Raw genomic sequence first — 23,719 nt, 5'->3', positions numbered from 1 at the left:
TAAAGGCGATTTTTTAATGTGAATCCCTTATTATATGGGAATCTTTACCATCAACCGGATTCCGCAGGCTGTTTCAATGTCTTTATTGTCTAATTTACCATCCCCAGCCGCCGATCCACGCCTTGCCGAGCTCAAAGAATGGCTGCAAGGTACTGGCCTGGTCGACGCCGCGTCGGCGCGCCCGGCCTCCGAGGACGCCAGCTTCCGCCGCTATTTCCGCGTCGACGTGCTGCCCCAACACCGCGCCGCCCACGGCGCCACCCTGGTCGCCATGGACGCCCCGCCGGAGCGCGAAAACGTGCCGGCCTTCGTCAAGGTGCAAGGCTTGCTGGCCGCTGCCGGCGTGTCGGTGCCGAAGATCGCCGCCGAAAACATCGCGCGCGGCTTCCTGCTGCTGTCCGACCTGGGCACCGTGACCTACCTGCAGGCGCTGAACCACGATTCGGCGGCCACCCTGTATGCCGAGGCGCTGTCGGCGCTGGTCAAGATCCAGCAGGCCAGCCAGCCCGGCGTGCTGCCCGAATTCGACCGTGCCTTCATGCTGCGCGAGCTGAATATCTTCCCCGAGTGGTACATCGGCAAGCACCTGAACACCACCCTCAGCGAGGCGCAGCAGAAGGAGCTCGACAAGGTGTTCGAGGCCATCCTGTCCAACTGCCTGGCCCAGCCCCAGGTCTATATGCACCGCGACTACCACTCGCGCAACCTGATGTGGATGGACGCCGACAATCCCGGCATCCTCGACTTCCAGGACGCCGTGTTCGGCCCGATCACCTACGACGCCGCCTCGCTGCTGCGCGACGCCTACGTGTCGTGGGACGAGGAACTGGTGCTGGACTGGGTGATCCGCTACTGGCAGCACGCGCGCAGCGCCGGCCTGCCGGTGAAGAAGGACTTCGACGAGTTCTACAAGGACTTCGAATACATGGCGCTGCAGCGCCACCTGAAGATCCTCGGCATTTTCTGCCGCCTGAACTACCGCGACGGCAAGTCGATGTACCTGGGCGACCTGCCGACCGTGATGGATTACGTGCGCAAGACCGCCAACCGCTACCGCGACCTCAAGCCGCTGATCAAGCTGCTCGACACGCTGGAAGGCACCGCGCCGCAAGTCGGCTACACCTTCTAAGGGGCCGCGCATGAAAGCCATGATCCTCGCCGCCGGCCGCGGCGAACGTATGCGCCCCCTGACCGACACCTGCCCCAAGCCGCTACTGAAAGTGCGCGGCCGGCCGCTGATCGTGTGGCACATCCTGAACCTGGTGCGCGCCGGGATCACCGAGATCGTCATCAACCACGCCCACCTCGGCCACATGATCGAAGCAGCGCTGGGCGACGGTGCGCAGTTCGGCGCCAGGATCCAGTATTCGCCGGAAGCCGAGGCGCTGGAAACGGCGGGCGGCATCGCCAACGCCTTGCACCTGCTGGGCGACGAACCGTTCCTGGTGCTGTCGGGCGATATCTACTGCCCGCATTTCGATTTTTCCGAAGCGCTGGACGTACTGAAGGACAAGGACCACCGCGGCGAGCCGTACCCGGCCGAGGTGCGCGACATCGCCTGGGTGTGGCTGACGCCGAATCCATGGCACAACCCGGACGGCGACTTCGCCCTCAACCTGTACACGATTTCCGGCCAGGGTTCGCCCAAGTGGAACTTCGCCAATATCGGCGTGTACCGCCGCGAAATGTTCGACGGCATCACCCCGGGCCAGAAGGCCGGCCTGGGCAAGCTGCTGTTCCAGTTCGCCGACCAGGGCCGCATCGGCGGCGAGATCTATGAAGACGAATGGGTCAACGTCGGCACCGTGCAGCAGCTGGAAGAGTTGAACAAATGAAGCCCTACAGCGACCGCCGCGCGCGCCTGCTGGCCCAGATGGAGCCAGGCAGCGTAGCGGTCATCGGCACCGCGCCCGAAGTGGCGCGCAACGCCGACAGCGAATACCCCTACCGCCACGACAGCTCCTTCTACTACCTGACCGGCTTTACCGAGCCGCAGGCGGTGCTGGTGCTGGTCGCGCCGCGCGGCTCCGCCGCAGCCCAATCGATCCTGTTCTGCCGCGAAAAACACCTGGAGTCCGAAATCTGGGACGGCTACCGCTACGGACCCGACGCCGCGCGCGAAGCCTTCGGCTTCGACTTCGCCTTCCCCATCGGCGCGCTGGACGAACACATGGTGCGCCAGCTGTCCAACGCCAGCGCCCTGTATGCCGCCGCCGCCCGCAGCGCCGACGCCAGCGCGCAGCAGCAGCGCTGGCTGGAAGGCGTACGCAAGCTCTCGCGCAGCGGCATCACCGCGCCGCCCGTGCTGCGCGACTTGCCGCCGCTGGTCGACGAAATGCGCCTGTTCAAGGACGAGCAAGAACGCGCCATCATGCTGCGCGCCGGCCAGATTTCCGCAGGCGCCCATGCGCGCGCCATGCGCTGCGCCAGGCCCGGCGTCCACGAATATGAACTGGAAGCCGAACTGCTGCACGAGTTCCGCCGCAACGGCGCCCAGTTCCCGGCCTACACCCCGATCGTCGCCTCCGGCCCCAACGCCTGCGTGCTGCACTACAACGCCAACAACCGCCAGGTGCAGGACGGCGAACTGGTACTGATCGACGCCGGCTGCGAGCTGGATGGCTACGCCTCCGACATCACCCGCACCTTCCCGGTCAACGGCCGTTTCAGCAGCGCCCAGCGCGAGCTGTACGAGCTGGTTCTGGCCGCCCAGCAAGCCGCCTTCGCCGCCATCGCCCCCGGCCGCAAGTACCACGACGCGCACGACGCCGCGGTGCGCATGCTGGCCCAGGGCATGCTCGACTTCGGCCTGCTGCAAGGCACGCTGGACGATGTGCTGGCCGAAAAAAAATACACCCAGTTCTACATGCACGGCACCGGTCACTGGATCGGCATGGACGTGCACGACGTCGGCGTCTACCGCGATACTGCGCGCGACGACAAGCCATCGCGCCTGCTGCAGCCCGGCATGGCGCTGACGGTGGAACCGGGCATCTACGTGCGCCCGGCCGCCGGCGTGCCCGAGCAATACTGGAACATCGGCATCCGCATCGAAGACGACGTGATCGTCAGCGATGGCGGATTCCAGCTGCTGACGGGCGGCGCGCCCAAGACCGTGGCCGAGATTGAAGCTTTGATGAAATGATTGATTACGATATCGCCATCTGCGGCGCCGGCCCGGCGGGCATGGCGCTGGCCGCGCTGCTGGTCAAGCGCGGCGTGCCGGCCGCGCGCATCGTGCTGGTCGACGCCAAGCCGCTCGAACAGGCGATGCAGGACCCGCGCACCCTGGCCCTGTCCTACGGCAGCCGCCAGATCCTGGAGCAAATCGGCGCCTGGCCGATCCACGCCACCGCCATCCACGAAATCCACGTCTCGCGGCGCGGCCAGTTCGGCCGCAGCATGATCACGCGCGACGAACACCAGCTGCCCGCGCTGGGCTACGTCACCCGCTACGGCGCCATCGTCGAAGCGCTGGGCCGTGCCTGCAGCGCGCTCGGCATCGCGTCCCTGCGCCCGGTGCGCGTCACCGGCAGCGACGAGGCGGCCGACAGCGTCACCCTGTACCTGGCAAGCGAAGGCCAGGAAACCCGCGTGCTGCGCGCCGCCGTGGTGGTGCAGGCCGAAGGCGGCCTGTTCGGCGAACAGGCCGACAAGGCCCAGCGGCACGACTACCAGCAGACCGCCATCATCGCCCAGGTCAGCACCAGCGCCCCGGTCGCGCACCGCGCCTACGAACGCTTCACCAGCGAAGGCCCGCTGGCCCTGCTGCCGCAGGACGACGGCTACTCCCTGGTGTGGTGCGCCCGCCCAAGCACCGCGCAGGAGCTGCTGGCACTGGACGACGCAGCCTTCCTGGCGCGCCTCGGCGCCACCTTCGGCGAGCGCCTGGGCGCCTTCACCCACGCCACGCGCCGCCTGGCCTTCCCGCTCGGCCTGAACGCCGGCGTGACCGGCAGCGCGCGCACGGTCGCCATCGGCAATGCCGCGCAAACCCTGCACCCGGTGGCCGGCCAGGGCCTGAACCTCGGCCTGCGCGACGCCGCCGAACTGGCGCGCCTGCTGGCGCGCGGCGCCACGCCCGACGTGCTGGCGCAGTATGCCGAGCAGCGCCAGCGCGACCGCGGACTGACCGTGCGCCTGACCGACACCATGGCGCGCATCTTCGCCAACGAATCGGCCCTGCAGCCCCTGCTCGGCCTGGGCCTGGCCGCCATCGACGTCGCCACCCCCGCGCGCGCCGTGCTGGCCGAGCTGATGATGTATGGCCGCCGCTAGGGACATGCTGCGCGCCTCCGTCCTGGCCGCGCTGCTGACGGCCGGCACGGCACAGGCGCGCGAAGTCATGTCCTGGCTGCTGCCCGACGTGCCGCCCGCCTCGATGCCGCAGAATGGCCAGCCCACCGACGGCATCGCCGACCAGATCGTGCTGTACATCATCAAGCAATGGCCGCAAGCTGAGCACCGCTTCATCTACGCCAACCCCAAGCGCACCTGGCTGATGATTGAAAAAGGCGAACCCGCCTGCGTGGTGGCCGCCCTGCACACCGCCGAGCGCGACCCGCTGGCGCACTTCGTCGACACCAACCTGGTGCCACCGCTGCAGCTGGTAGTCCGCCAGCCCACGCTCAAGCAGCTGCCCCTGAACGCGCACGGCGAAGCCGACCTGCAGAAAGTGCTGGCCAGCCCGCAGCTGCGCGGCATCATCGTCGAACGCCGCAGCTACGGCCAGATGGTGGACCGCCTGATCGCCGCCCGCCCCGCCGGCTCGCGCATGGAAACCACCTCGGTCGGCGACTTCGGCCGCAACGTCCTCAAGCTGGTCACGCACGGCCGCGCCGACTACACCCTCGACTACGACTACTCGCTGCAATACGCCAGCCGCAGCGAACCCGAAATCGGCCAGCTGCACACGGTCCCGATCGCCCAGAACAACAAGCCCATGCTGGCCGGCATCGCCTGCCCGCGCAACGCCTGGGGCCTGGCCACCGCGCGCCGCATCGACCGCATTGTCGGCACGCGCGAAGGCGCCGCCGCCATGATCCGCGCCCAGAACAGCTGGCACACCCTGGCCTCGCAACAGCGCTACGCCGCCCAGATCAGCGAATTCCAGCAGCAACGCTCCAAGCCCATGCGTTAAATCGTGCTAAGTTAGCAATAATTTATCGCTAAAGGAGCTAGCATGTCGACAGTTACGTACCACATCCCCTTCAACGAAAAGACCATTCCCGACTGGGACGGCGACGCCTCGCTGACTTCGCTCGGCAGCAGCCTGATCGTGATTGACGGCGGCCCCTTCCACCAGGAATTCATCGGCCAGTTCAGCTTCAGCGGCCTGCAAGTGAGCGGCACCCTGACCGGCCTGCGGCTCTCGATCAACCAGACCCTGGCGTTCAGTGTCGAAGGACTGAGCCTGGATGCCAGCAAGGTGCAGGACGTGCTGGAACACGACGGCGACCTCGACACGCTGCTCAGCGCCATCTGGGGCGGCAACGACACCATCAACGGCAGCGCCGGCATCGACTTCCTGCCCGGCTTCAGCGGCGACGACCTCCTGAACGGCAACGGCGGCGACGACCTGCTGTTCGGCGACGCCGGCAACGACACCCTGAACGGCGGCGCCGGCATCGACAGCGCCACCTACCTCGGCCTGCACGCCAACTACAGCGTGACCGGCAACGGCAGCAGCGCCAGCGTGGTGGCCAAGACCGGCAGCGACGGCAGCGACACCTTGAACTCGGTCGAACGCCTGGTGTTCCTGGACGGCGCCACCGCCTTCGACGTCGCCCGTGGCAGCCACGCCGGCGACATCTACCGCCTGTACCAGGCCGGCCTCAACCGCGAGCCCGACGCCGGCGGCATCGGTTTCTGGATCAAGATGATTGACGACGGCGTCAGCATGGAAGCGATCGCCCAAAGCTTCATCGATAGCGCCGAGTTCAAGGCCGCCTACGGCAGCAACCTGAGCAACCGCGCCCTGGTCACCAAGATTTACGAGAATGTATTGCACCGCGTCCCCGACCAAGGCGGTCTGGACTTCTACGTCAGTATGCTGGATGGGAAAAAGGTAAGTGCGGCGGGGGTACTGGCCGACATCAGCAACAGCCTGGAGAATTTCGCCGGCACCATCGCCAAGATCGAAAACGGCTTCACCTACAGCCCATTCGAGGGCTAACACAAGAGCCCGTGTCCACCTTGGGGTCAGGCTCTTTGGTAGACACGAGTTCAAGCGCTACGCGCTTGAGCTCGTGTCTACCAAAGAGCCTGACCCCAAGGTGGACACGGGCGCGGCCGTAGGCTTACTCGACGGCTTTCACCATGTCTTCCAGGACTTTCTTGGCGTCGCCAAAGACCATCATGGTCTTGTCCATGTAGAACAGCTCGTTGTCCAGGCCGGCATAGCCGGACGCCATCGAGCGTTTGTTGACGATGATGGTTTTGGCCTTGTAGGCCTCGAGGATCGGCATGCCGGCGATCGGGGATTTCGGATCCTTGGCCGCCGGGTTCACCACGTCGTTCGCGCCAAGCACCAGTACCACGTCGGCTTGCGCGAACTCGCTGTTGATGTCCTCCATCTCGAATACCTGGTCATACGGTACTTCGGCTTCCGCCAGCAGCACGTTCATGTGGCCCGGCATGCGGCCGGCGACCGGGTGGATCGCGTACTTCACCGTCACGCCCTGGTGCGTCAGCTTCTCGACCAGTTCCTTCAGCGCGTGCTGGGCGCGTGCCACCGCCAGGCCATAGCCCGGGACGATGATCACGGTTTCGGCATTCTGCATCAGGAACACGGCGTCGTCAGAGGAACCCGACTTCACATTGCGCTGCGCTTGCGCGCCGCCCGCCGTTGCCGCCGCGGCGTCGCCGCCGAAGCCGCCCAGGATCACGTTGAAGAACGAGCGGTTCATCGCCTTGCACATGATGTAGGACAGGATCGCGCCGGAGGAACCCACCAGCGAGCCGGCGATGATCAGCATCGAGTTGTTCAGCGAGAAGCCGATACCCGCCGCCGCCCAGCCCGAGTAGGAGTTCAGCATCGACACCACCACCGGCATATCGGCGCCGCCGATCGGGATGATGATCAACACACCGAGCACGAAGGCAATCGCGGTCATCAGCAGGAACGGCGTCCAGGCCGGCGCAGTGCCGCCGCTGAACACGAACACCAGGCCGAGGCCGACCATCACCAGCGCCAGCGCCAGGTTCAGCATGTGCTGGCCGGCGAACACCACCGGTGCGCCCTGGAACAGGCGGAACTTGTATTTGCCCGCCAGCTTGCCGAAAGCGATCACCGAGCCGCTGAAGGTGATCGCACCGACAAAGGTGCCGATGAACAGTTCGATGCGGTTACCGATCGGCAGCGCTTCGCCGCGCGCCGCAATGCCGAAGGCGTGTGGTTCGGCCACGGCGGCCACCGCGATACAGACGGCCGCCATACCGATCAGCGAGTGCATTGCTGCCACCAGCTCCGGCATCTTGGTCATCTCGACGCGCTTGGCCAGGAAAGCGCCAATACCGCCGCCGACCACCACGCCCAGCAGCACCAGGCCGAGGCCCAGGTTGCCGGAGCCGGCCGACGGCGCCACCACGCCTTCGATGCCGACGGCGGCAGCGGCTTTCGCCAGCGCGCCGGCGACCGAGCCGGCGGCCATTTCGGCGTCATGCTTCAAGCGCACGATCAGCGCGATGGTGGTGACGGCGGCAATCGCCATCCCCGCCATGCCGAACGCATTACCCTTGCGGGCCGATGCCGGCGACGACAACCCCTTCAGCGCCTGGATGAAGCAGACCGACGCGATCAGGTACATCATCGTGACAAGGTTCATGGTGATGAAGCTCATGCCTTGGCCTCCTTCTCAGCGGATGCGCCGGCCGCCGGCGCCTTCTTCTCCTTCTTCTTAAACATCTCCAGCATGCGCTGGGTGACCAGGAATCCACCGAACACATTGACCGCGGCCAGCGCCACGGCGACCGTGCCCATGATTTGCCCGACCAGGCCCTCGGTCAGCGCTGCCGCCAGCATGGCGCCTACGATGATGATGGCCGATACCGCATTCGTTACCGCCATCAGCGGCGTATGCAGCGCCGGCGTAACGTTCCAGACCACGTGATAGCCCACGTACACGGCCAGCACAAAGATGATCAGGTTGATGATGGTGTGACTGACTTCCATTCCCGTCTCCTATTTCCGCAACGTCTCGCCGCCATGGCAGACCAGCGTTGCTTTGATGATTTCATCCTCCCGGTCGATGACCAGCTTGTCTTCCTTGTCGATGACCAGCTTGAGGAAGTCGAGCACATTGCGCGCATACAGGGCGGAGGCATCCGCCGCCACGTGGCACGCCAGGTTAGGCTCGCCGACGATATGCACACCGTGCTTGATGACCGTCTTGCCCAGTTCGGACAATGGACAATTGCCGCCCTGCTCCACCGCCAGGTCGACGATGACGGAGCCGGGCTTCATGGCCTTGACGGTTTCTTCGGAGATCAGCACCGGCGCCGGGCGGCCCGGGATCAGTGCCGTGGTGATGATGATGTCAGCCTGCTTGGCGCGTTCATGCACCAGCGCAGCCTGGCGCTGCATCCATGCCGCCGGCATCGGGCGCGCATAGCCGCCCACGCCCTTGGCGATTTCACGCTCTTCATCGGTCTCGTACGGCACGTCGATGAATTTTGCGCCGAGCGACTCCACCTGTTCTTTCACTGGCGGACGCACGTCGGACGCCTCGATCACGGCGCCCAGGCGCTTGGCGGTCGCAATCGCTTGCAGACCCGCCACGCCTACGCCCATGATCAGCACACGGGCTGCCTTCACTGTGCCGGCAGCCGTCATCAGCATTGGCATAAAACGCTGATAGGTATTCGCGCCAACCATCACGGCCTTGTAGCCCGCGATATTGGCCTGGGAGGACAGCACGTCCATCGACTGCGCGCGCGTGATACGCGGCACAGCTTCCAACGCAAACGCGGACAGGCCGGAAGCCGCCATGGCCGCAATGTTTTCCCCATCAAATGGATTCAGCATGCCGATGAGGACTGCGCCCGATTTCATCAGGCCGCGCTCCTCGGCATTCGGGGCCCGGACTTTCAACACCATGTCCGCGCCCAGCGCCTCCGCTGCGGTGCCAATGGTGGCGCCGGCAGCGGCATATGCTTCGTCCGTCACCGAGGCTGGAATGCCGGCTCCCGCCTGCACTATCACCTGGTGTTTGACTGCTAGTTTCTTGACCGTCTCTGGCGTTGCCGCCACTCGGGTCTCCCCCGGCCTGGATTCGGCCGGTACGCCAATCTTCATAAAGCCTCCAATAGTGGGAAAAACTGACTAAAATCTAACATGAAATGTTGTTAAGCCAATGTTCCCTGAAGCTATATGTTGCATTGCACAACAAAAGTCACTAGCTCGGCACAACTAAAGGGCCAGATCAGGCTACAATGTCGCGTCTTCTAAGGATGGACCAACATGCCGCGCACCTGGAAACCGAATGTCACAGTCGCCGCCGTTATCGAGCGCGATGGAAAGTTTCTTCTGATTGAGGAAGAGACCAGTGATGGCATTCGCCTGAACCAGCCGGCGGGCCACCTGGATCCGCTGGAGTCGCTGGAGCAGGCTGTCATTCGGGAAACCCTGGAAGAAACCGCCTACGATTTCACCCCGACCGCCCTGGTGGGCATGTATATGAGCCGCTACCGCTCGGCGCGTACCGGCCAGCTGGTGACCTTCCTGCGCTTCGCTTTTTGCGGCGAAGTGGGCGCCTACTATCCCGACCGGCCGCTGGACGAAGGCATCCTGCGTACGCATTGGATGACGCGCGATGAAATCGCGGCCTGCAGTGAACGCCACCGCAGCCCCCTGCTGCTGACCTGCATCGACGAATACCTGGCGGGCAAGCGCGCGCCGCTGGAAATCCTGCATACCCACGTGTCGGTATTCGAAGAAGTCTGAAGACTTCTTCTATTTTGGACAATTTGCAACACCCCCTCGACTATGAGTAAGAAAAAAGTAGTCATCGGCATGTCCGGTGGCGTTGATTCCTCCGTTTCCGCCTGGTTACTGAAAGAACAAGGCTATGAAGTCATCGGCCTGTTCATGAAGAACTGGGAGGACGACGACGATTCCGAATACTGCTCCACGCGCCAGGACTGGATCGACGCGGCCAGCGTGGCCGACGTGGTGGGCGTCGACATCGAAGCCGTCAATTTCGCCGCCGAATACAAGGACCGCGTGTTCGCCGAATTCCTGCGCGAATACCAGGCCGGCCGCACGCCGAACCCGGACGTGCTGTGCAACGCCGAGATCAAATTCAAGGCCTTCCTCGACCACGCCATGCACCTGGGCGCAGACCTGATCGCCACCGGCCACTACGCGCGCGTGCGCCACAACACCGCCACCGGCCGCCACGAGCTGCTGAAGGCGGTCGACCACACCAAGGACCAGAGCTACTTCCTGCACCGCCTGAACCAGGCGCAGTTGTCGAAGACCCTATTCCCGCTGGGCGAAATCCCGAAGACCGAAGTGCGCAAGATCGCCGAAAAGCTGCAGCTGCCGAATGCAGCCAAGAAGGATTCGACCGGCATCTGCTTCATCGGCGAGCGCCCGTTCCGCGAATTCCTGAACCGCTACCTGTCGTACAAGTCCGGCCCGATCAAGACCCCGGACGGCAAAGTGGTGGGCGAACACGTTGGCCTGTCCTTCTACACCCTGGGCCAGCGCAAAGGCATCGGCATCGGCGGCGTGAAGACTTACCAGAAGTCGGACGGCTCCAGCGACGCCTGGTATGTGGCGCGCAAGGACGTGGAGAACAATACGCTGTGGGTGGTGCAGGGCCACGACCACCCATGGCTGCTGTCGGAAGCGCTGCAGGCCGGCCAGGCCAGCTGGGTCGCCGGCGTGGCGCCGGAAGCAGGCCGCATCAGCGCCAAGACCCGCTACCGCCAGGCCGACGTGCCATGCGACGTGGCCGCCAATGGCGACAGCGAGTTTGCTTTGAAATTCATGGATGCCCAGTGGGCAGTGACCCCAGGCCAGTCGGCCGTGCTGTACGACGGCGATGTTTGCCTGGGCGGCGGCATCATCAACAGCTCAGACTTCGTCTGATCCTTCAGCCGGGGCGGCGTCAGCTTGCGCCGCCTGCTGGCGCTTCACCGTGGCGATCACCGTATTGCGGATCGTCTTCAACACCGTGCCGGCGTTGAACGGCTTCACGATATAACCGTTCAGGCCCATCGCATGGCCCTTCTGGATCGTGGCCTGGTCGAATTCCGACGACACCATGAAGATCATGGCCTTCGGCCAGTCCTTGCGCATCGCGGCCATGGCGGCTTCGTCCGCTTCGATGCAGTCGCGCGCCACGCAGATAATCTGGGGATTGTGCTTGATCAGCAGGACGTTGCCGGCCACGCAGGTATGCGCCTGGCCGACCACGTCGTAGCCGCCGTCCAGCAAGACGGTGTTGAGCAGGCCGCGCGCGATGGCGCTACTGTCGATGAGTACTGCTTTTAACATCAGGAAGTCTTAACGGTGGTCCCAGGCCAGCATGTTCCAGCTCACGCCGATCTTTACATCCGTCTTTAGTTGTACCAATTGACGAGAAAGATACAACATCTCGCGCTCTTTTCGTAGGCTTTCGCCAACTTTGTCCTTCAGGATGCCCGCTCCGGCCATGATTGCGTCCAGAGTGCCGTATGTGCGCAACAGTTTGGCGGCGGTTTTCACGCCCACGTTGGACACGCCGGGGATCGAGTCGGTCTCGTCGCCCATCAGCGCCAGCAGGTCCGGCAGCATGCCGGGCGTGACGCCCCACTTCTTCTCGACCCAGGCGCGGTCGTGCCATTCGGACTTGAAATGGTCCCAGATGCGGGCGCCCTCGGCGATCAGGCAGTGCAGGTCCTTATCGGTAGTGGCGACCACCGCCTCGCCGCGATTTTCCGCCAGCCAGCGCGTGACCACGGTGCCGATCACGTCGTCGGCCTCCACGTCGGGGATCGAGATCGGGCACATGCCGATATTGGTCAGCTGGATGTAGAACTGGGGCAGCGCTTCGCGCAGCACGTCCGGCATCGGCTGGCGGCCTTCGCGGTAGCCCTTGTACAGGGTGTGGCGCCAAGTGCTGCCGCCGTAGTCGAAAGCGGGCAGGATGTGGGTCGGCTCGTGGCCGTTGACCAGGCGCTGGAAAGCGTTGAACGCATGGCGCATGGCGATCTCGGCTTTGAGGTCGGAATCCGGCTCCGGACTCGCCTCATACACACGCCGCACAATATTCAAACCGTCAATGGCCAGTAGTCTACCTGTCATGGACGGTATTTTACCGTACAGCTAAGTGCAGCCCAGCATCGCCAGCCTATTTCGCTGGAGTATTGGCCTTGCCGCCACGTATCAGCCGCAGCCGAACTTCCTCCCATTCTTCTTCCGTCATAGGAGGGAGATCAGGATCTCTCAGGGCGGCCTCCATAATTTCCCGATCCTCTTCTGGTGTCGACAGAATGATGGTACGTCCATCAGCAGTTTTCATAGTTTCGCGCATAACTCATCTCCCAAACGCGCCCTGCTTTTCTGTGACACCGCATAAATTCGACCGTCATATGGTACTAAGCCAATCATTCTTAGCTCGTCGTATTTGTACCTGTCGTCAACCCATGCGAGCTCGCGGCCCCACTCAAGCATCAGGGCAAGCGCAAGTGGAACACCGTGCTTGCGCTGATTGGCGGCATTTTTGTGTGGGTCAAACTCGATTTCACTTTACCACTCCGGGTAAGCTCGTCAAGCAAGCTTATCCGGTGGTGGCAAGGGGAGTTTTGACTTAGCGCAGCAGTTCGTAAGGGCCGCCGCGTTCGAGGGCGCGCTGGTAGGCGGGGCGGGCATGGATGCGTTGCAGGAAGGCTTGCAGGCGCGGGTGGGTGGCGCCGAGGCCGCCACGCGCGGCAGCGGCTTCGAGCGGGAAGCTCATCTGGATATCGGCGGCGCTGAACTCGTTGCCGGCGAACCATTCGCGCTGGGCCAGCTCGGCTTCGAGGAAGGCCAGGTGGCGGTCGATATTCGGCTGCACAAAGGACGACATCACCTTCTGCACAATGGCGCGCTTGATGGGCCGCACGAAGAACGGCGCCGGCGAGGATTCGACCTTGTCAAACACGAGCTTCATCAGCAGCGGCGACATCAGCGAGCCTTCGGCGTAATGCATGAAGTAGCGCCAGCGCAGCTTGTCCGGCGTGCCGGCCGGCGGCACCAGGCGGTCGTTACCGTGCTTCTCCACCAGGTACTCGATAATCGCGCCCGACTCGGCGACGATATTGCCTTCATGCTCGATCACCGGCGACTTGCCCAGCGGGTGGATTTTGACCAGCTCGGGCGGCGCCAGCATGGTCTTGGGATCGCGCTGGTAGTGCTTGATCTCGTAAGCCAGCCCCAGCTCTTCCAGCAGCCACAGTACGCGCTGCGAACGGGAGTTATTGAGGTGGTGGACGATGATCATGTGCGCTCCGAAGCGATAGAATGAAGCCATGACTTTACCACTGACTACAGAATCCATCACAACCCTGGTCCATCAGTTCTACCAGGGCGTGCGGGCCGCCCCGGAACTGGGGCCGGTGTTCGATGCCGCCATCGATGACTGGCCGCCGCACCTGGCGCGCATGGTGGAGTTCTGGAGCACCACCATGCTGGGCACCAAGAGCTTCCAGGGCAATGTCTACGGCAAGCACATGGCGCTGCCGGGTGTGCAGCCGCAGGTGCATTTCAGCTGAAAGCGTCGGCGGCGCTCATTGCCGAGTAGCTGGCTTGCCAACGGCGTAGCGTTGCCGGCAGCACGTACGCGGGCTGCGGGGTGGCGATGAACTCGCCGGCAGCCTGCGCACAATCGTTGTCGCGCACGCGCAGCCAGTCGAGCAGGTCGGACACCTCGCAGCACGGCGCTGCAGCGCACTCGCGGTCACGCCCGCCGCCGGCGTCGCCCAGGCCGACGCCGGCGGCGCGCAGCGTCAGGCGCGATGGCGCGATGGCGGCCTGTGCGAGCAAGCCTTCGACCGTGCGCTGCATGGACGGGGCAGTGAGGCGTGCCGGCGGCACTGGTAGCGCCAGCACCAGGTCAAGCTCGAAGCCGTCCGCGCTCCACATACGCAAGGCGGCCAGCGCGTCGCACACCATATGCAGTACGAACAGCTCCTGCGTGGCACTGCTGGCAAGCGTGCCAGCAAGGGCGGCCGGCGCGGCAAAGGTGCCGTCCTGGCGGCGCCACCGCACTTCGGCCTGCACGCAGGCGATGCTGCCGTCGCGCGCCGCCACATGCGGGTGGCACCACAATTCGAACTCGCCGAGTTCGAGTGCATTACCAATCAAATTTCACCTCCATGCTGTAAGAGCGCTGTGGATATGGGTGGAAGTTCCAGTACTTGTAGTTGTTGGCATTGTCGATGCCGAACGCGGCGCTCCAGTGCTTGTCGATGCGGTAGCGCAGGCGCGCGTCGACGGTGAAGTACTTGCTGGCCCCCTGGTAGGCGAAGCCGTTGATGTCGGTGTTATCGAGCGTGGAGAACTGCTTGCCGCTGTAGCGCGCCGCCAGCGTGGCGGTCAGCTTGTCGTCCACGCGGTAGCTGGCAACCGCGCTGGCGCGCCACTCGGGAATGCGCGGCTGCCATTTACCTTCGCTGGCTGGGAACCTGGCATTGCGCTTGACCTTCGAATCGGTCCAGGTCAGGCTGGCCGACATATCAAGGCCTTCCACGAATACGTTCTCGTTCGACCAGGCGCCCTCCAGCCCGTGCGTGCGGATCAGGTCCACGTTCTGCACATTGGTCACGTTCGGCGTGACCAGCACGTTGGTCTGCGAATACAGCGCATCGCGGTTGCGCTCGAAGAAGGCGGTCAGGCGCAGCGCGGAATTGCCCACCAGGCGTTCGGCGCTTAGCTCCGTGGTCCAGGAGCGTTCAGCCTTCAGGTTCGGGTCATTGTTGATCAAGGTGCCGGCATTGTTGATGCCGCCCTGGTACAGCTCGGACACGGTCGGCATGCGCACGGCGCGGCCGGTGGAAGCCTTGAGCGTCCATTCGTCGCTGGCCTGGTAGGCCAAGGCAGCCTTGGGCGAAACATAGTTCTCGCTGCGCATGGCGTGGCGCACCAAGGAAGCGGCGTTGGCGGTTTCGCCGTCGCGGCCCTCCCAATGCTCGAAGCGCGCGCCGAGCACGCTCTTCCAGTCCTGCGCCAGCCTCCAGGTGTCCTGCACGAACAGGCTGTCGATGCTGGTGCGGCCTGCGAAGGACTGGTTGCGCGGCCCCGGCTCGCCGGACAGCCAGTCGGCGGTGGCGCGCTCGATGGTGGACAGCTTGTACGCCGCGCGCTGGTAGCCGAAGTCGAAGATGTGCGTGCCGCGCATGCCGCCCGGTCGGTAGACGCCCCTCAGCGACAAGGTATTCCACCCGGTGCCGCCCTGGTCGACGATGCGGCCGGCGCCGCCGGTGGCTGCGGCAGGACGCGCGGTCGTGGGCGCGCGCAGGATGTCGCGGTTGTAGTCATACAGGCTGGCCGCCACCTCCCAGTCGAACTTGCCCTTGGTGTTGCTCTTCACGGTGAGGCCATGCATCAGGTGCCGCAGCTCTTCGCGGCTGGCGTTGAAATCGGATGCCGCCAGCGTGAACGTGCGGCCGTTGATCGACACCGGGCCGCTGTAGACCGGCTTGCCGGCAGCGTCGCGCAGGTAGCTGTCGGGCGAGCCGCTGGAATCGTTCTGCCACCAGCCAAGCGAATAGCTGGCGCGCACGGTCGGCGACAAGTCGTAGGCCACTTTGATCTTCGCGTGGTCCTGCACCGTGCTGTACTGCGTGGCGGTGCCGAGGATGTAGATGTCGCGGTTGGTGCGGTCCTTGTCCACCACCGCGCCGGTCACCGGCACGCCCGCAGCGCCAGCCACACCGGCCGCGATCACGCGATTGGTGTAGGTTTGCGGATGACCGTCGCTATCGGTCCGGTTCACGCTCACGAACCACGACCAGGCGCCATGGCGGCTGCCCAGCGACATGCTGGACTGGCGTGCGGTGGAGGTCATATCCGTGTTGTACAACTCGAATGGCTGCCGCACGTAGGCAACGCGGGCATGGGCCTCGAACTGCTTCGGCATGCGGGTCTGGTAGTCGACCACAGCGCCGACGGAGTTGCCGCCGTACGCTGCGGAGAACGGGCCATACAGCACATCCACCCGCTCGATCTCCTCCGGCGCCACCATGCCCCAGCGCGGCGCAAAGGTGGCGCCGTTACCGAGGTAGTTCGACAGCAGCACGCCATCCGCAAACACCGCCGAGCGTGCGCTGTTGCCGGTGCCGGAAGCGCGGGTCGACAGCACGGCATGGTTGTAGTCGCCGATATAGCGCTTGCGCACCAGCAGGCTTGGCAGGTATTTCAGCGCATCTTCCGCATCGCTGGCGTTGACCTGGTCTTCCATCTGCTTGCGCGTGATGCCTTCGATGGTGGTCGGGATCTGGGTCGGCAGCGAAGTCGGGTTGCTGCCGGCGATGACGACAGTGCCGACCAGCTTGAGCGGCGATTCCCCTTCATGGTCGGCCAGGGCCGGGGTGGAGAAGACGGCCAGCAGCGCGGCGGCCAGGGGAATGGGACGGGTGTTCATGATGCTTCCTTTCTTGTTCTGCGAGCGAGGGCCTTGCGACCGCGCCGTCAAAGGACGCGTGCAATGCAAAGCTGTTTGGATAAGCGCGGAGAATCAGGCGGAAGGCGGGGCGCGCGAGGGCGGCGCCAGTCGAACATGCTGCGCAGCTGGTGCCGGCGCGTGGAATTCTGGTACGGCGCGCGGTAGCTGCACCAGAACCAGTGCCGTGCCCCCCGGTGGCGGTGCGGCAGGCAGGTCGGCCTGCACCATGCAGTAGCCGCATTTCTGGGCGAGATGATGGGTGGCCTTCGGCTGGGCATGGCAGTGGGTGGCGGCTGCGTCACCGCAGGCGGCCGCCAACAGCGATGACAGGGTTGGCGCGGACACCGCCATCAGCATCGCAAACAATGCGATCCTGACCATATTGGCGAATTGTCTGCTACTCCAGCCCACGACGGCCCCCACGATGTCACTTACGATAAGTCACATTGTAGATACCTCTTTTGCGGGGCGACATGCCCTAGATCAAGTTTTGGAGATGTGGAGTTTGATGACGCGGCGCGCCGGGCCGCCGTCGCCCGGCGGGGCCGGTGGCGTCGGCGCTGCCGGCGCGTCGCCGCAGCTGCCGCAAGAACCGCAGCCGCTGCCGCAGCTGGATTCCGTGTTGAAGAAGCGCGCCAGCCGGTCTTGCGGCAGGCCGCGGCGCGTCAGGATGAACACGATGCGCTCGCGCAGGGAGGCCGGCAGGTATTTCCTCGCCGCGTGCAGCGCGGCGGCGACCACGACAAACCCGACGACGATTTCCTGCCACATGCTCAGGCCCCCAGCGCCAGTGCGACGCGGTAAGTGATGAAGGTGGCGGTGTAGGCCAGCGCGAACATATAGCCGGCCATCATCAGCGGATACTTCATCGAATTGGTTTCGCGGCGCACCACGGTCAGGGTGGACAGGCACTGCGGCGCAAACACGTACCAGGCCAGCAGCGCCAGCGCGGTCGGCATGCCCCAGCTGGCCTGGATCACCGGCAGCAGCGTGTTGGCCAGCTCGTCGCCGGTCTGCGACAGCGCGTACACGGTGCCCAGGGCGCCGACCGCCACTTCACGCGCAGCCATGCCTGGCACCAGCGCGATGCAGATCTGCCAGTTGAAGCCGATCGGCGCGAAGATGAATTCCAGCGCGCGGCCCAGCATGCCCGCCACGCTGTAATAGATTGGCGGATAGGTGGCGCCTTCCGGTGCGCCCGGGAAGCTGGACAGGGCCCACAGCAGCACCATCAAGGTCAGGATAGTGGTACCGACGCGCAGCAGGAAAATCTTGGCGCGCTCGTACAGGCCGATGGCCAGGTTGCGCAGATGCGGCCAGTGGTAGGCCGGCAGTTCCAGCATCAGCGGCTGGTTGCGCTTGGCCTGCATCGAGCGCTTCATGACCCAGGCGACCAGCATGGCGGAAATGATGCCGGCGAAGTAGAGGCAGAACAGCACCAGGCCTTGCAGGTTGAACAGGCCCCACACTTCGCGCTCGGGGATGAAGGCTGCGATGACCAGCGCATACACCGGCAGGCGCGCGGAGCAGGTCATCAGCGGCGCGATCATGATGGTGACGATACGGTCGCGCGGATTCTGGATGGTGCGCGCCGCCATGATGCCGGGAATGGCGCAGGCGAACGACGACAGCAGCGGGATGAAGGCGCGGCCGGACAGGCCGACACCGCCCATCAGGCGGTCCAGCAGGAAGGCGGCGCGCGGCAGGTAGCCGCAGTCTTCCAGCACCAGGATGAAGAAGAACAAGATCAGGATCTGCGGCAGGAACACCAGCACGGCGCCCACGCCGCCCAGCACACCATCCACCAGCAGGGAGCGCAGCACGCCGTCCGCCATATGCTCTTTCAGCATGGCGCCCAGCTGCTCGACGCCGCCGCTGATCATGTCCATCGGCGTTTCGGCCCAGCTGAACACGGCCTGGAATACGCAGAACATCAGCACCGCCAGGATGATCGGGCCCAATACCGGGTGCAGCACGAAATGGTCGATCTTCTCGGTGCGGTTGCCGCGGTCGTCGGCGTCCTTCACGGCCACCGACAGGATGCGGCGCACTTCACGCTGGGTCTCTTCCACCGACACCGCGTCGATCGCGGACAGCGGGTTGGAAACGCTATGGTGCAGCGGCCACATGGCGTCCAGCGCATCGACCAGGGCCTTCTCGCCGCCGGCCTTGACCGCCACGGTTTCCACCACCGGCATGCCCAGTTCCTGCGACAGCCTGGCCGCGTCGACCACGATGCCGCGCTTTTTGGCCACGTCGACCATGTTCAGGCAAAGCAGCATCGGCAGGCCAAGGCGCTTGATCTCCAACACCAGGCGCAGGTTCAGGCGCAGGTTGGTGGCGTCCACCACGCAGGCCACCACGTCGGGCGAGCGCTCGCCTTCGCGCAGGCCGGCCACGACGTCGCGCGTGATTTCTTCGTCAGGGGTGTGGGCCGACAGGCTATAGGCACCCGGCAGGTCCAGCAGGCGGAAGCTGTTGCCCGCCGTCGAGGTGAACTGGCCTTCCTTGCGCTCGATGGTCACGCCGGCATAGTTGGCGACCTTCTGGCGCGCGCCGGTCAGGCGGTTGAACAGCGCGGTCTTGCCGCAATTCGGGTTGCCCAGCAGGGCGACCATTGGCTGCTGCGCGACGACTGGCGCGGCCTTTTCTACTGCACCCATTATTTATTCCGGTTGGATCGAGATCAGCGCGGCTTCGAAGCGGCGCAAGGCAAAGGTAGCATTGCCTACTTTAATAGCGAGCGGCTCACCGCCAGGCATGCCACGCTTGAGCATGCGGATGCGCTCGCCGGGCACGAAGCCCAGTTCCATCAAGCGGCGCGCCAGGTCGGCGCCGTCCTCGGTATCTTCAGGATTGCCCGGTGCGATATGGACCACGGTTCCGCTCTGCCCCACCGGCAGGGAATCCAACTTAGTCAGGGTAGGAGCGAGGGTCATGACGATCTTTCCAGGGCGAAATACAACCGTGCCATTATAAATGAGAATTGTTTGCAGATACGGCTTGCATTGTATTCCTGTTCGGGTAGAATGGGAACCGTAATGATAATGATTCTCAATAACGGAATCGCAATCTTAGCCAGAAGGTAATTTCGAAATGATCGTTTGTGTCTGCAACAACATCTCTGATCGAGAAATCCGTCAAGCCATAGATATGGGTATCAGCTCCATGGACGAGTTGCGCGAAGCGCTCGGCGTGGCCACCTGCTGCGGCAACTGCCTCAGCTATGCAGTGGAAGTGCTGGACGAACATCTGGGCAGCGGCATTCAGGAGACTGTGCTCAAGCGCCCATCACTGACCGTGTAAGGAGCTTTATGCAGACGATGACATTCCCCACCGGCGGGAGTTTTGGCCGCGCCGCCGGCAGCGATAAGCTGACCAAGATCGCGGTAGTCGTCGCCTTGCATGCAGTCCTGGGCTATGCCGCGGTCAATGGCACCATGCATCGCCTGGTGGACCGCATCCCTGAAGTCGTCAATGTCACCTTCGTGGCGCCGCCGCCACCTCCTCCTGCCTCGCAGCCCAAGACGGTAGAAGTCGCGCAGAAAGCGCCTTCGATTGCTCCGCCGCCGCTGCCGATGCTGCCTGTTGTTGTCGAGAATACGATTACCGCGCCGCCGTCGCAGGCGCGCGTGACGGAAGCGGCGCCTTCGACGCCGGCCGTTGTCGCGCCGGTGAATGCCGCTCCAGCCGCTGCGCCGGCGCCGGCTGGTCCGCGTGTTATCTCCTCGGTTGAATATATTCGTGCACCGCAGCCGGTGTACCCGTCGGTATCGCGCCGCATGGGCGAACAGGGCGTGGTGACGCTGCGCGTGCTGGTCAATGAGAAGGGCTATGCCGAACAGGCTTCGGTGCAGAAGTCGTCCGGCTCGAATAACCTGGACGAAGCCGGCCGCGCCGCCGTGATGCGCGCGCTGTTCAAGCCTTATGTTGAGGATGGGAAGGCGCAGTCGGTCTACGTCGTCGTACCGATCAACTTCCAGATGTCATAAATAAAAAAACAGGGACGGAACACATTTATCGAGAACTACCTGATAAATGTGTTCCGTCCCTGTTTTTTTATTTACATGTCCGCCCACATCCGCAGCAGGTTGTGATAATGCCCTGCCAGGCCGACGGTGGCCTCGTCGTCGCCGTGTGCGGCGCGCAGTTTCTGGATGTTCTGGTCCAGCTCAAACAGCATGGTGCGCTTCCAGTCATCACGCACCATCGACTGCGTCCACAGGAACGACGCCACGCGCTCGCCGGCGGTCACCGGATTCACGCGGTGCACGCTGCTGGCGGGATAAACAATCGCATCGCCGGCCGGCAGCTTCACTTCATGCGCGCCGTAGCTGTCCATCACGGTCAGCTCGCCGCCCTCGTACTCCTCCGGATCGGACAGGAACACGGTGGTGGAAACGTCGGAACGCATCACGTCCGACGATCCCACCATATGTCGGATCGCGCCGTCGATATGCAGGCCGTAAGTCTCGCCACCCGCATAGCTATTGAAGTAAGGCGGCAGAATCTTCAGCGGCAAGGCCGCCGAGTAGAACAGCGGATTCTTTGCCAGGGCCTTGATGATGATATCCCCGAGTTCCAGCGCCAGCGGCGTCCCTTCCGCGATCTGCCGGTTGCGCTTGACTTGCGCGCCCTGCGATCCCACGCTGGCGCGGCCGTCGATCCAGTCGGCGGCCGCCAGGCGTTGGCGGAAGTAGGTAACCTGTTCCGGCGTCAGTACGCCGGGGATATGCAGCATCATGTTTAGTAGCGGAAGTTCGCGGTCAGGATTGCGGTGCGGCCCGCAGCAACTTGCGCGTAATGGTTGGAGACCGATTTGTCGAAGTAGAACTTGTCCGTCAGGTTCTGCACGTTCAGTTGCAGGCTGATGTTCTTGTTCACGTCGTAGCTCGCCATTGCGTCGAAGCGGGTGTAAGCCGGTACGTACTTGGTGTTGTTGATATTAGCCCAGATCTTGGCGGAGTAGTTCACGCCGCCGCCGATGGTAAGGCCTGGCAGTACGGTGTACGAGGTCCACAGCGAAGCGCTGGTCTTCGGCACGCCCGGGAATTCATTGCCATCGTATGGCGACTTGACCCACACCGGAGCGGCGGTCGTGCCGACGTTGGTGTAGCCGTTGTCGCCCACTTCCGCGTCCAGCCAGGTCGCGCCGCCGAACACTTGCCAGCTGCTGGTGATCGCGCCGCTCACGCCGAATTCGGCGCCGCGCACGGTCTTCTTGCCGGCGTTGAAGGAAGTGCCGTTCGGACCGCTGACACGGGCGTTGTTCATCTTGCTTTCGAAGATGGCGCCGCTCAAAGACAGGCGGCGGGCCGACACTTCCCACTTGGTGCCCAGCTCCCAGTTCTTGCTGTCCTGCGGTTTCAGGTCTTTCACTGCCACGGTCAGGCCGTCGTTGCCTTCGCCGCCGTCATTGCCCGGCGGGGTCGACGAGGTGCCGTAGGAAACGTAGATGCTGCTGTTGGCAGCCGGCTTGTACACCAGGCCCGCCTGGTAGTTGGTGAAGCTGGACTTGGTTTCCGCGCTGACGGCTGCGGTGGCCGGGGTCACGGTGTTGTTAGCCTGGGTGAACAGCGCAGAGCGGTAGTCGTCCCAGCGCAGGCCCACGTTCAGCAGCCACTGCGGATTGAACTCGATGGTGTCGAAGCCGTACACCGAACGGGTGTTGGTGTGCACATTGGTCGCGGCAGGCGATACGCTGCGTACCTGGCCGGCGCTCCATGGATCGTGGGGGTTCGGGTTGAGCAGGGTGGTGCAGTTGTACAGGGTGGCCGCGCCTGCGGTTGGGCAGGTGCTGGTCTTGGTCAGCGGATTATTGGTGCCCGGGGTGAACACATAGGTGCTGCGGTCGGTCACTTCACGGCTGATTTCCACGCCGGTGGTGAAGCTATGCTTGATGCCGGCGGCGATGAATTCACCTTGCAGGCTCGATGCGTTGGCCAGGCCGTCGGTCTGCGCCACGCGGGTATTGGCACGGCGCCACAGGGTGCCGTACAGCACCACATTGCCTTTGGAGTCGTCCGGCTGGGTGTAGATGTAGTCGTTCTCGGTCTTGCTGTAACGGGTCACGTTACGGAAAGCCAGGCCATTGCGGAAGTCGTGCTTGAGGTCGATGGTGCCGATATCGGACGCGGTGTCGCGGAAGTCGCGGTCCACCAGGCCGTAGTAGGTGCTGCGCGGCACGCTCATCGGGGTGCCATTGCCGTTCTTGGCGACGTTGGCGCCGCTGGTGAACGGGTTATTGAACGGGATGCCGCTGTCCGGCAGTTCGCTCGATTCCATGTGGTAGTACGACAGGCTGACCTTGGTCGGGCTCAGCAGGCCGAAGGTCACGGTCGGTGCGATACCCCAGCGGTCGCCGTGGATTTCATTGCGGCCGGCCACGTGGTTTTCATGCGCCATCACGTTCAGGCGCACGGCGGCGTTGTCGCCGATGGTGCGGTTCACGTCGGCGGTGGCGCGGCGGTATTGCGCGCTGCCGATGCCGACCGAGGCGTTGCTGAAGTTCTCAGCCTTGGCGCTCTTGGAAACCATGTTCACGCCGCCGCCGGCGGAGGAACGGCCGCCGTAAGCGGAGTTCGGGCCCTTGACCACTTCGATCTGCTCCAGCGCGAAGATCTCGCGGCTCTGGGAGCCGGTGTCGCGGATGCCGTCGATATAAGTGTCGGTCTGTGCGTTGTAGCCGCGGATCAGCAGGTTGTCGCCCACCGGCTGGCCGCCTTCCGCCGCGCCGACGGTGATGCCAGGCACGGTGCGCAGGGCGTCGGTCAGGGAGGTGGCGCCCATCTGCGAGATCACTTCCGCCGGCACCACGGTCACCGCTTTCGGGGTATCCAGCAGTGGCGCGGTGAATTTGTCGGAGGCGGATTTCTTGACCTGGAAGTCGTTGCCATTTTGGCCAGTAACGACCACTTCCTGCATTTTCTGTTCTGGGGCAGCGGTGTTGGTATCGGCTTGGGCTACCGGCATGGCCAGGGAGGCGGCGATGGCGGCAAGAGTAGCTGGCGTGTGCTTGCGGCTCTTAATGAACGACATGGTGAGTATTAGTTAAAGACAGAAAACGCAAATGATAATTGTTTTCATTT

General features: G+C 64.0%; 26 protein-coding genes. 11 read left to right on the top strand and 15 right to left on the bottom strand.

Annotated elements, in window-relative coordinates; translation table 11 throughout:
- The first annotated feature begins 76 nt into the window (after positions 1-76).
- From AAHE99_RS16065 to AAHE99_RS16040, 6 genes are read left to right on the top strand one after another with little or no spacing between them, the layout of a single operon-like run.
- Positions 77-1,129, top strand: a complete 1,053-nt coding sequence (locus AAHE99_RS16065; RefSeq protein ID WP_342118362.1) for an aminoglycoside phosphotransferase family protein — start codon at positions 77-79, stop codon at positions 1,127-1,129.
- 10 nt (positions 1,130-1,139) lie between these two features.
- Positions 1,140-1,835 (top strand): N-acetylmuramate alpha-1-phosphate uridylyltransferase MurU, encoded by a 696-nt coding sequence (gene murU / locus AAHE99_RS16060; protein ID WP_342118361.1) that lies wholly within the window; start codon positions 1,140-1,142, stop codon positions 1,833-1,835.
- Entirely contained in the window at positions 1,832-3,145 is a 1,314-nt protein-coding gene (pepP, locus tag AAHE99_RS16055; RefSeq protein ID WP_342118360.1) for a Xaa-Pro aminopeptidase, read from the top strand. Before murU ends, pepP begins: the two co-directional genes overlap by 4 nt.
- A complete protein-coding gene (locus AAHE99_RS16050; RefSeq protein ID WP_342118359.1) occupies positions 3,142-4,278 on the top strand; it encodes an FAD-dependent monooxygenase in 1,137 nt (378 codons plus the stop codon). The genes pepP and AAHE99_RS16050 overlap by 4 nt, the downstream gene beginning before the upstream one ends.
- Positions 4,265-5,140 carry a TIGR02285 family protein gene (locus AAHE99_RS16045; protein ID WP_342118358.1) on the top strand — a complete coding sequence of 292 codons (876 nt, stop codon included), beginning with the start codon at positions 4,265-4,267 and terminating at the stop codon, positions 5,138-5,140. Before AAHE99_RS16050 ends, AAHE99_RS16045 begins: the two co-directional genes overlap by 14 nt.
- A 42-nt stretch (positions 5,141-5,182) precedes the next feature.
- Positions 5,183-6,175, top strand: coding sequence for a DUF4214 domain-containing protein (locus tag AAHE99_RS16040; protein ID WP_342118357.1), 993 nt, complete (start codon positions 5,183-5,185; stop codon positions 6,173-6,175).
- A gap of 124 nt (positions 6,176-6,299) precedes the next feature.
- On the opposite strand, the gene AAHE99_RS16035 is transcribed toward AAHE99_RS16040, so the two are convergent.
- From AAHE99_RS16035 to AAHE99_RS16025, 3 genes are read right to left on the bottom strand one after another with little or no spacing between them, the layout of a single operon-like run.
- Positions 6,300-7,841 (bottom strand): NAD(P)(+) transhydrogenase (Re/Si-specific) subunit beta, encoded by a 1,542-nt coding sequence (locus AAHE99_RS16035; protein ID WP_342118356.1) that lies wholly within the window; start codon positions 7,839-7,841, stop codon positions 6,300-6,302.
- Positions 7,838-8,173 (bottom strand): NAD(P) transhydrogenase subunit alpha, encoded by a 336-nt coding sequence (locus tag AAHE99_RS16030; RefSeq protein ID WP_342118355.1) that lies wholly within the window; start codon positions 8,171-8,173, stop codon positions 7,838-7,840. Before AAHE99_RS16030 ends, AAHE99_RS16035 begins: the two co-directional genes overlap by 4 nt.
- Positions 8,174-8,182: 9 nt before the next feature.
- Positions 8,183-9,295 carry a Re/Si-specific NAD(P)(+) transhydrogenase subunit alpha gene (locus AAHE99_RS16025; protein ID WP_342118354.1) on the bottom strand — a complete coding sequence of 371 codons (1,113 nt, stop codon included), beginning with the start codon at positions 9,293-9,295 and terminating at the stop codon, positions 8,183-8,185.
- Between the two features lie 165 nt (positions 9,296-9,460).
- Between AAHE99_RS16025 and AAHE99_RS16020 the strand changes: the two genes are divergently transcribed.
- Together AAHE99_RS16020 and mnmA are read left to right on the top strand one after the other, a co-directional pair.
- On the top strand, positions 9,461-9,943 hold the full coding sequence (locus AAHE99_RS16020; protein ID WP_342118353.1) for an NUDIX hydrolase: 483 nt from the start codon (positions 9,461-9,463) through the stop codon (positions 9,941-9,943).
- Positions 9,944-9,985: 42 nt separating this feature from the next.
- Positions 9,986-11,095: a tRNA 2-thiouridine(34) synthase MnmA gene (gene mnmA / locus AAHE99_RS16015; protein WP_342118352.1), complete on the top strand. Its 1,110-nt coding sequence runs from the start codon at positions 9,986-9,988 to the stop codon at positions 11,093-11,095.
- Here mnmA and AAHE99_RS16010 read toward each other — a convergent pair.
- The 4 genes from AAHE99_RS16010 to AAHE99_RS15995 form a co-directional block, all read right to left on the bottom strand.
- The gene (locus tag AAHE99_RS16010) at positions 11,081-11,503 is read right to left on the bottom strand and encodes a hypothetical protein (RefSeq protein ID WP_342118351.1); all 423 of its coding nucleotides are present in this window, start codon (positions 11,501-11,503) and stop codon (positions 11,081-11,083) included. The two genes, mnmA and AAHE99_RS16010, sit on opposite strands and share 15 nt — an antisense overlap.
- A 9-nt stretch (positions 11,504-11,512) precedes the next feature.
- Positions 11,513-12,292 (bottom strand): 5'-3' exonuclease, encoded by a 780-nt coding sequence (locus AAHE99_RS16005; RefSeq protein WP_342118350.1) that lies wholly within the window; start codon positions 12,290-12,292, stop codon positions 11,513-11,515.
- A 46-nt stretch (positions 12,293-12,338) separates the two neighbouring features.
- Positions 12,339-12,521, bottom strand: a complete 183-nt coding sequence (locus tag AAHE99_RS16000; protein WP_342118349.1) for a hypothetical protein — start codon at positions 12,519-12,521, stop codon at positions 12,339-12,341.
- A gap of 276 nt (positions 12,522-12,797) precedes the next feature.
- Positions 12,798-13,469: a glutathione S-transferase family protein gene (locus tag AAHE99_RS15995; protein ID WP_342118348.1), complete on the bottom strand. Its 672-nt coding sequence runs from the start codon at positions 13,467-13,469 to the stop codon at positions 12,798-12,800.
- A gap of 28 nt (positions 13,470-13,497) precedes the next feature.
- Between AAHE99_RS15995 and AAHE99_RS15990 the strand changes: the two genes are divergently transcribed.
- Positions 13,498-13,740 carry a group III truncated hemoglobin gene (locus tag AAHE99_RS15990; RefSeq protein WP_342118347.1) on the top strand — a complete coding sequence of 81 codons (243 nt, stop codon included), beginning with the start codon at positions 13,498-13,500 and terminating at the stop codon, positions 13,738-13,740.
- Here AAHE99_RS15990 and AAHE99_RS15985 read toward each other — a convergent pair.
- From AAHE99_RS15985 to AAHE99_RS15960, 6 genes are all read right to left on the bottom strand, one after another.
- Positions 13,733-14,332, bottom strand: coding sequence for an EAL domain-containing protein (locus tag AAHE99_RS15985; protein ID WP_342118346.1), 600 nt, complete (start codon positions 14,330-14,332; stop codon positions 13,733-13,735). The genes AAHE99_RS15990 and AAHE99_RS15985 overlap by 8 nt on opposite strands.
- Positions 14,322-16,610: a TonB-dependent receptor gene (locus AAHE99_RS15980; protein ID WP_342118345.1), complete on the bottom strand. Its 2,289-nt coding sequence runs from the start codon at positions 16,608-16,610 to the stop codon at positions 14,322-14,324. Before AAHE99_RS15980 ends, AAHE99_RS15985 begins: the two co-directional genes overlap by 11 nt.
- A 93-nt stretch (positions 16,611-16,703) precedes the next feature.
- The gene (locus tag AAHE99_RS15975; RefSeq protein WP_342118344.1) at positions 16,704-17,012 is read right to left on the bottom strand and encodes a DUF2946 family protein; all 309 of its coding nucleotides are present in this window, start codon (positions 17,010-17,012) and stop codon (positions 16,704-16,706) included.
- 102 nt (positions 17,013-17,114) lie between these two features.
- Positions 17,115-17,402: a DUF6587 family protein gene (locus AAHE99_RS15970; protein ID WP_342118343.1), complete on the bottom strand. Its 288-nt coding sequence runs from the start codon at positions 17,400-17,402 to the stop codon at positions 17,115-17,117.
- Positions 17,403-17,404: 2 nt separating this feature from the next.
- Positions 17,405-19,294, bottom strand: coding sequence for a ferrous iron transporter B (feoB, locus tag AAHE99_RS15965; RefSeq protein ID WP_342118342.1), 1,890 nt, complete (start codon positions 19,292-19,294; stop codon positions 17,405-17,407).
- A 3-nt stretch (positions 19,295-19,297) separates the two neighbouring features.
- Positions 19,298-19,570 (bottom strand): FeoA family protein, encoded by a 273-nt coding sequence (locus AAHE99_RS15960; protein ID WP_342118341.1) that lies wholly within the window; start codon positions 19,568-19,570, stop codon positions 19,298-19,300.
- 157 nt (positions 19,571-19,727) lie between these two features.
- On the opposite strand from AAHE99_RS15960, the gene AAHE99_RS15955 reads away from it, so the two are divergent.
- Together AAHE99_RS15955 and AAHE99_RS15950 are read left to right on the top strand one after the other, a co-directional pair.
- Complete coding sequence (locus tag AAHE99_RS15955; RefSeq protein ID WP_057261372.1) at positions 19,728-19,937, top strand: (2Fe-2S)-binding protein; 210 nt, start codon at positions 19,728-19,730, stop codon at positions 19,935-19,937.
- A gap of 8 nt (positions 19,938-19,945) precedes the next feature.
- Positions 19,946-20,623 carry an energy transducer TonB gene (locus AAHE99_RS15950; RefSeq protein WP_342118340.1) on the top strand — a complete coding sequence of 226 codons (678 nt, stop codon included), beginning with the start codon at positions 19,946-19,948 and terminating at the stop codon, positions 20,621-20,623.
- A 71-nt stretch (positions 20,624-20,694) separates the two neighbouring features.
- On the opposite strand, the gene AAHE99_RS15945 is transcribed toward AAHE99_RS15950, so the two are convergent.
- Both AAHE99_RS15945 and AAHE99_RS15940 read right to left on the bottom strand, forming a co-directional pair.
- Positions 20,695-21,375 carry a Fe2+-dependent dioxygenase gene (locus AAHE99_RS15945; protein ID WP_342118339.1) on the bottom strand — a complete coding sequence of 227 codons (681 nt, stop codon included), beginning with the start codon at positions 21,373-21,375 and terminating at the stop codon, positions 20,695-20,697.
- 2 nt (positions 21,376-21,377) lie between these two features.
- Positions 21,378-23,669, bottom strand: a complete 2,292-nt coding sequence (locus tag AAHE99_RS15940; RefSeq protein WP_342118338.1) for a TonB-dependent receptor — start codon at positions 23,667-23,669, stop codon at positions 21,378-21,380.
- Positions 23,670-23,719 lie beyond the last annotated feature (50 nt).

This window comes from Pseudoduganella sp. OTU4001, from assembly GCF_038440195.1.
GTDB lineage: Bacteria > Pseudomonadota > Gammaproteobacteria > Burkholderiales > Burkholderiaceae_D > Rugamonas.
The sequence above is the reverse complement of the archived record's forward strand: the minus strand, read 5'-3'. Positions and strand labels throughout refer to the sequence as shown.

Coding starts and splice junctions, on each gene's coding strand:
- AAHE99_RS16065 (WP_342118362.1), top strand. CDS start 77: ATGTCTTTATTGTCTAATTTACCATCCCCAGCCGCCGATCCACGCCTT.
- murU (WP_342118361.1), top strand. CDS start 1,140: ATGAAAGCCATGATCCTCGCCGCCGGCCGCGGCGAACGTATGCGCCCC.
- pepP (WP_342118360.1), top strand. CDS start 1,832: ATGAAGCCCTACAGCGACCGCCGCGCGCGCCTGCTGGCCCAGATGGAG.
- AAHE99_RS16050 (WP_342118359.1), top strand. CDS start 3,142: ATGATTGATTACGATATCGCCATCTGCGGCGCCGGCCCGGCGGGCATG.
- AAHE99_RS16045 (WP_342118358.1), top strand. CDS start 4,265: ATGGCCGCCGCTAGGGACATGCTGCGCGCCTCCGTCCTGGCCGCGCTG.
- AAHE99_RS16040 (WP_342118357.1), top strand. CDS start 5,183: ATGTCGACAGTTACGTACCACATCCCCTTCAACGAAAAGACCATTCCC.
- AAHE99_RS16035 (WP_342118356.1), bottom strand. CDS start 7,841: ATGAGCTTCATCACCATGAACCTTGTCACGATGATGTACCTGATCGCG.
- AAHE99_RS16030 (WP_342118355.1), bottom strand. CDS start 8,173: ATGGAAGTCAGTCACACCATCATCAACCTGATCATCTTTGTGCTGGCC.
- AAHE99_RS16025 (WP_342118354.1), bottom strand. CDS start 9,295: ATGAAGATTGGCGTACCGGCCGAATCCAGGCCGGGGGAGACCCGAGTG.
- AAHE99_RS16020 (WP_342118353.1), top strand. CDS start 9,461: ATGCCGCGCACCTGGAAACCGAATGTCACAGTCGCCGCCGTTATCGAG.
- mnmA (WP_342118352.1), top strand. CDS start 9,986: ATGAGTAAGAAAAAAGTAGTCATCGGCATGTCCGGTGGCGTTGATTCC.
- AAHE99_RS16010 (WP_342118351.1), bottom strand. CDS start 11,503: ATGTTAAAAGCAGTACTCATCGACAGTAGCGCCATCGCGCGCGGCCTG.
- AAHE99_RS16005 (WP_342118350.1), bottom strand. CDS start 12,292: ATGACAGGTAGACTACTGGCCATTGACGGTTTGAATATTGTGCGGCGT.
- AAHE99_RS16000 (WP_342118349.1), bottom strand. CDS start 12,521: ATGCGCGAAACTATGAAAACTGCTGATGGACGTACCATCATTCTGTCG.
- AAHE99_RS15995 (WP_342118348.1), bottom strand. CDS start 13,469: ATGATCATCGTCCACCACCTCAATAACTCCCGTTCGCAGCGCGTACTG.
- AAHE99_RS15990 (WP_342118347.1), top strand. CDS start 13,498: ATGACTTTACCACTGACTACAGAATCCATCACAACCCTGGTCCATCAG.
- AAHE99_RS15980 (WP_342118345.1), bottom strand. CDS start 16,610: ATGAACACCCGTCCCATTCCCCTGGCCGCCGCGCTGCTGGCCGTCTTC.
- AAHE99_RS15975 (WP_342118344.1), bottom strand. CDS start 17,012: ATGGTCAGGATCGCATTGTTTGCGATGCTGATGGCGGTGTCCGCGCCA.
- AAHE99_RS15970 (WP_342118343.1), bottom strand. CDS start 17,402: ATGTGGCAGGAAATCGTCGTCGGGTTTGTCGTGGTCGCCGCCGCGCTG.
- feoB (WP_342118342.1), bottom strand. CDS start 19,294: ATGGGTGCAGTAGAAAAGGCCGCGCCAGTCGTCGCGCAGCAGCCAATG.
- AAHE99_RS15960 (WP_342118341.1), bottom strand. CDS start 19,570: ATGACCCTCGCTCCTACCCTGACTAAGTTGGATTCCCTGCCGGTGGGG.
- AAHE99_RS15955 (WP_057261372.1), top strand. CDS start 19,728: ATGATCGTTTGTGTCTGCAACAACATCTCTGATCGAGAAATCCGTCAA.
- AAHE99_RS15950 (WP_342118340.1), top strand. CDS start 19,946: ATGCAGACGATGACATTCCCCACCGGCGGGAGTTTTGGCCGCGCCGCC.
- AAHE99_RS15945 (WP_342118339.1), bottom strand. CDS start 21,375: ATGATGCTGCATATCCCCGGCGTACTGACGCCGGAACAGGTTACCTAC.
- AAHE99_RS15940 (WP_342118338.1), bottom strand. CDS start 23,669: ATGTCGTTCATTAAGAGCCGCAAGCACACGCCAGCTACTCTTGCCGCC.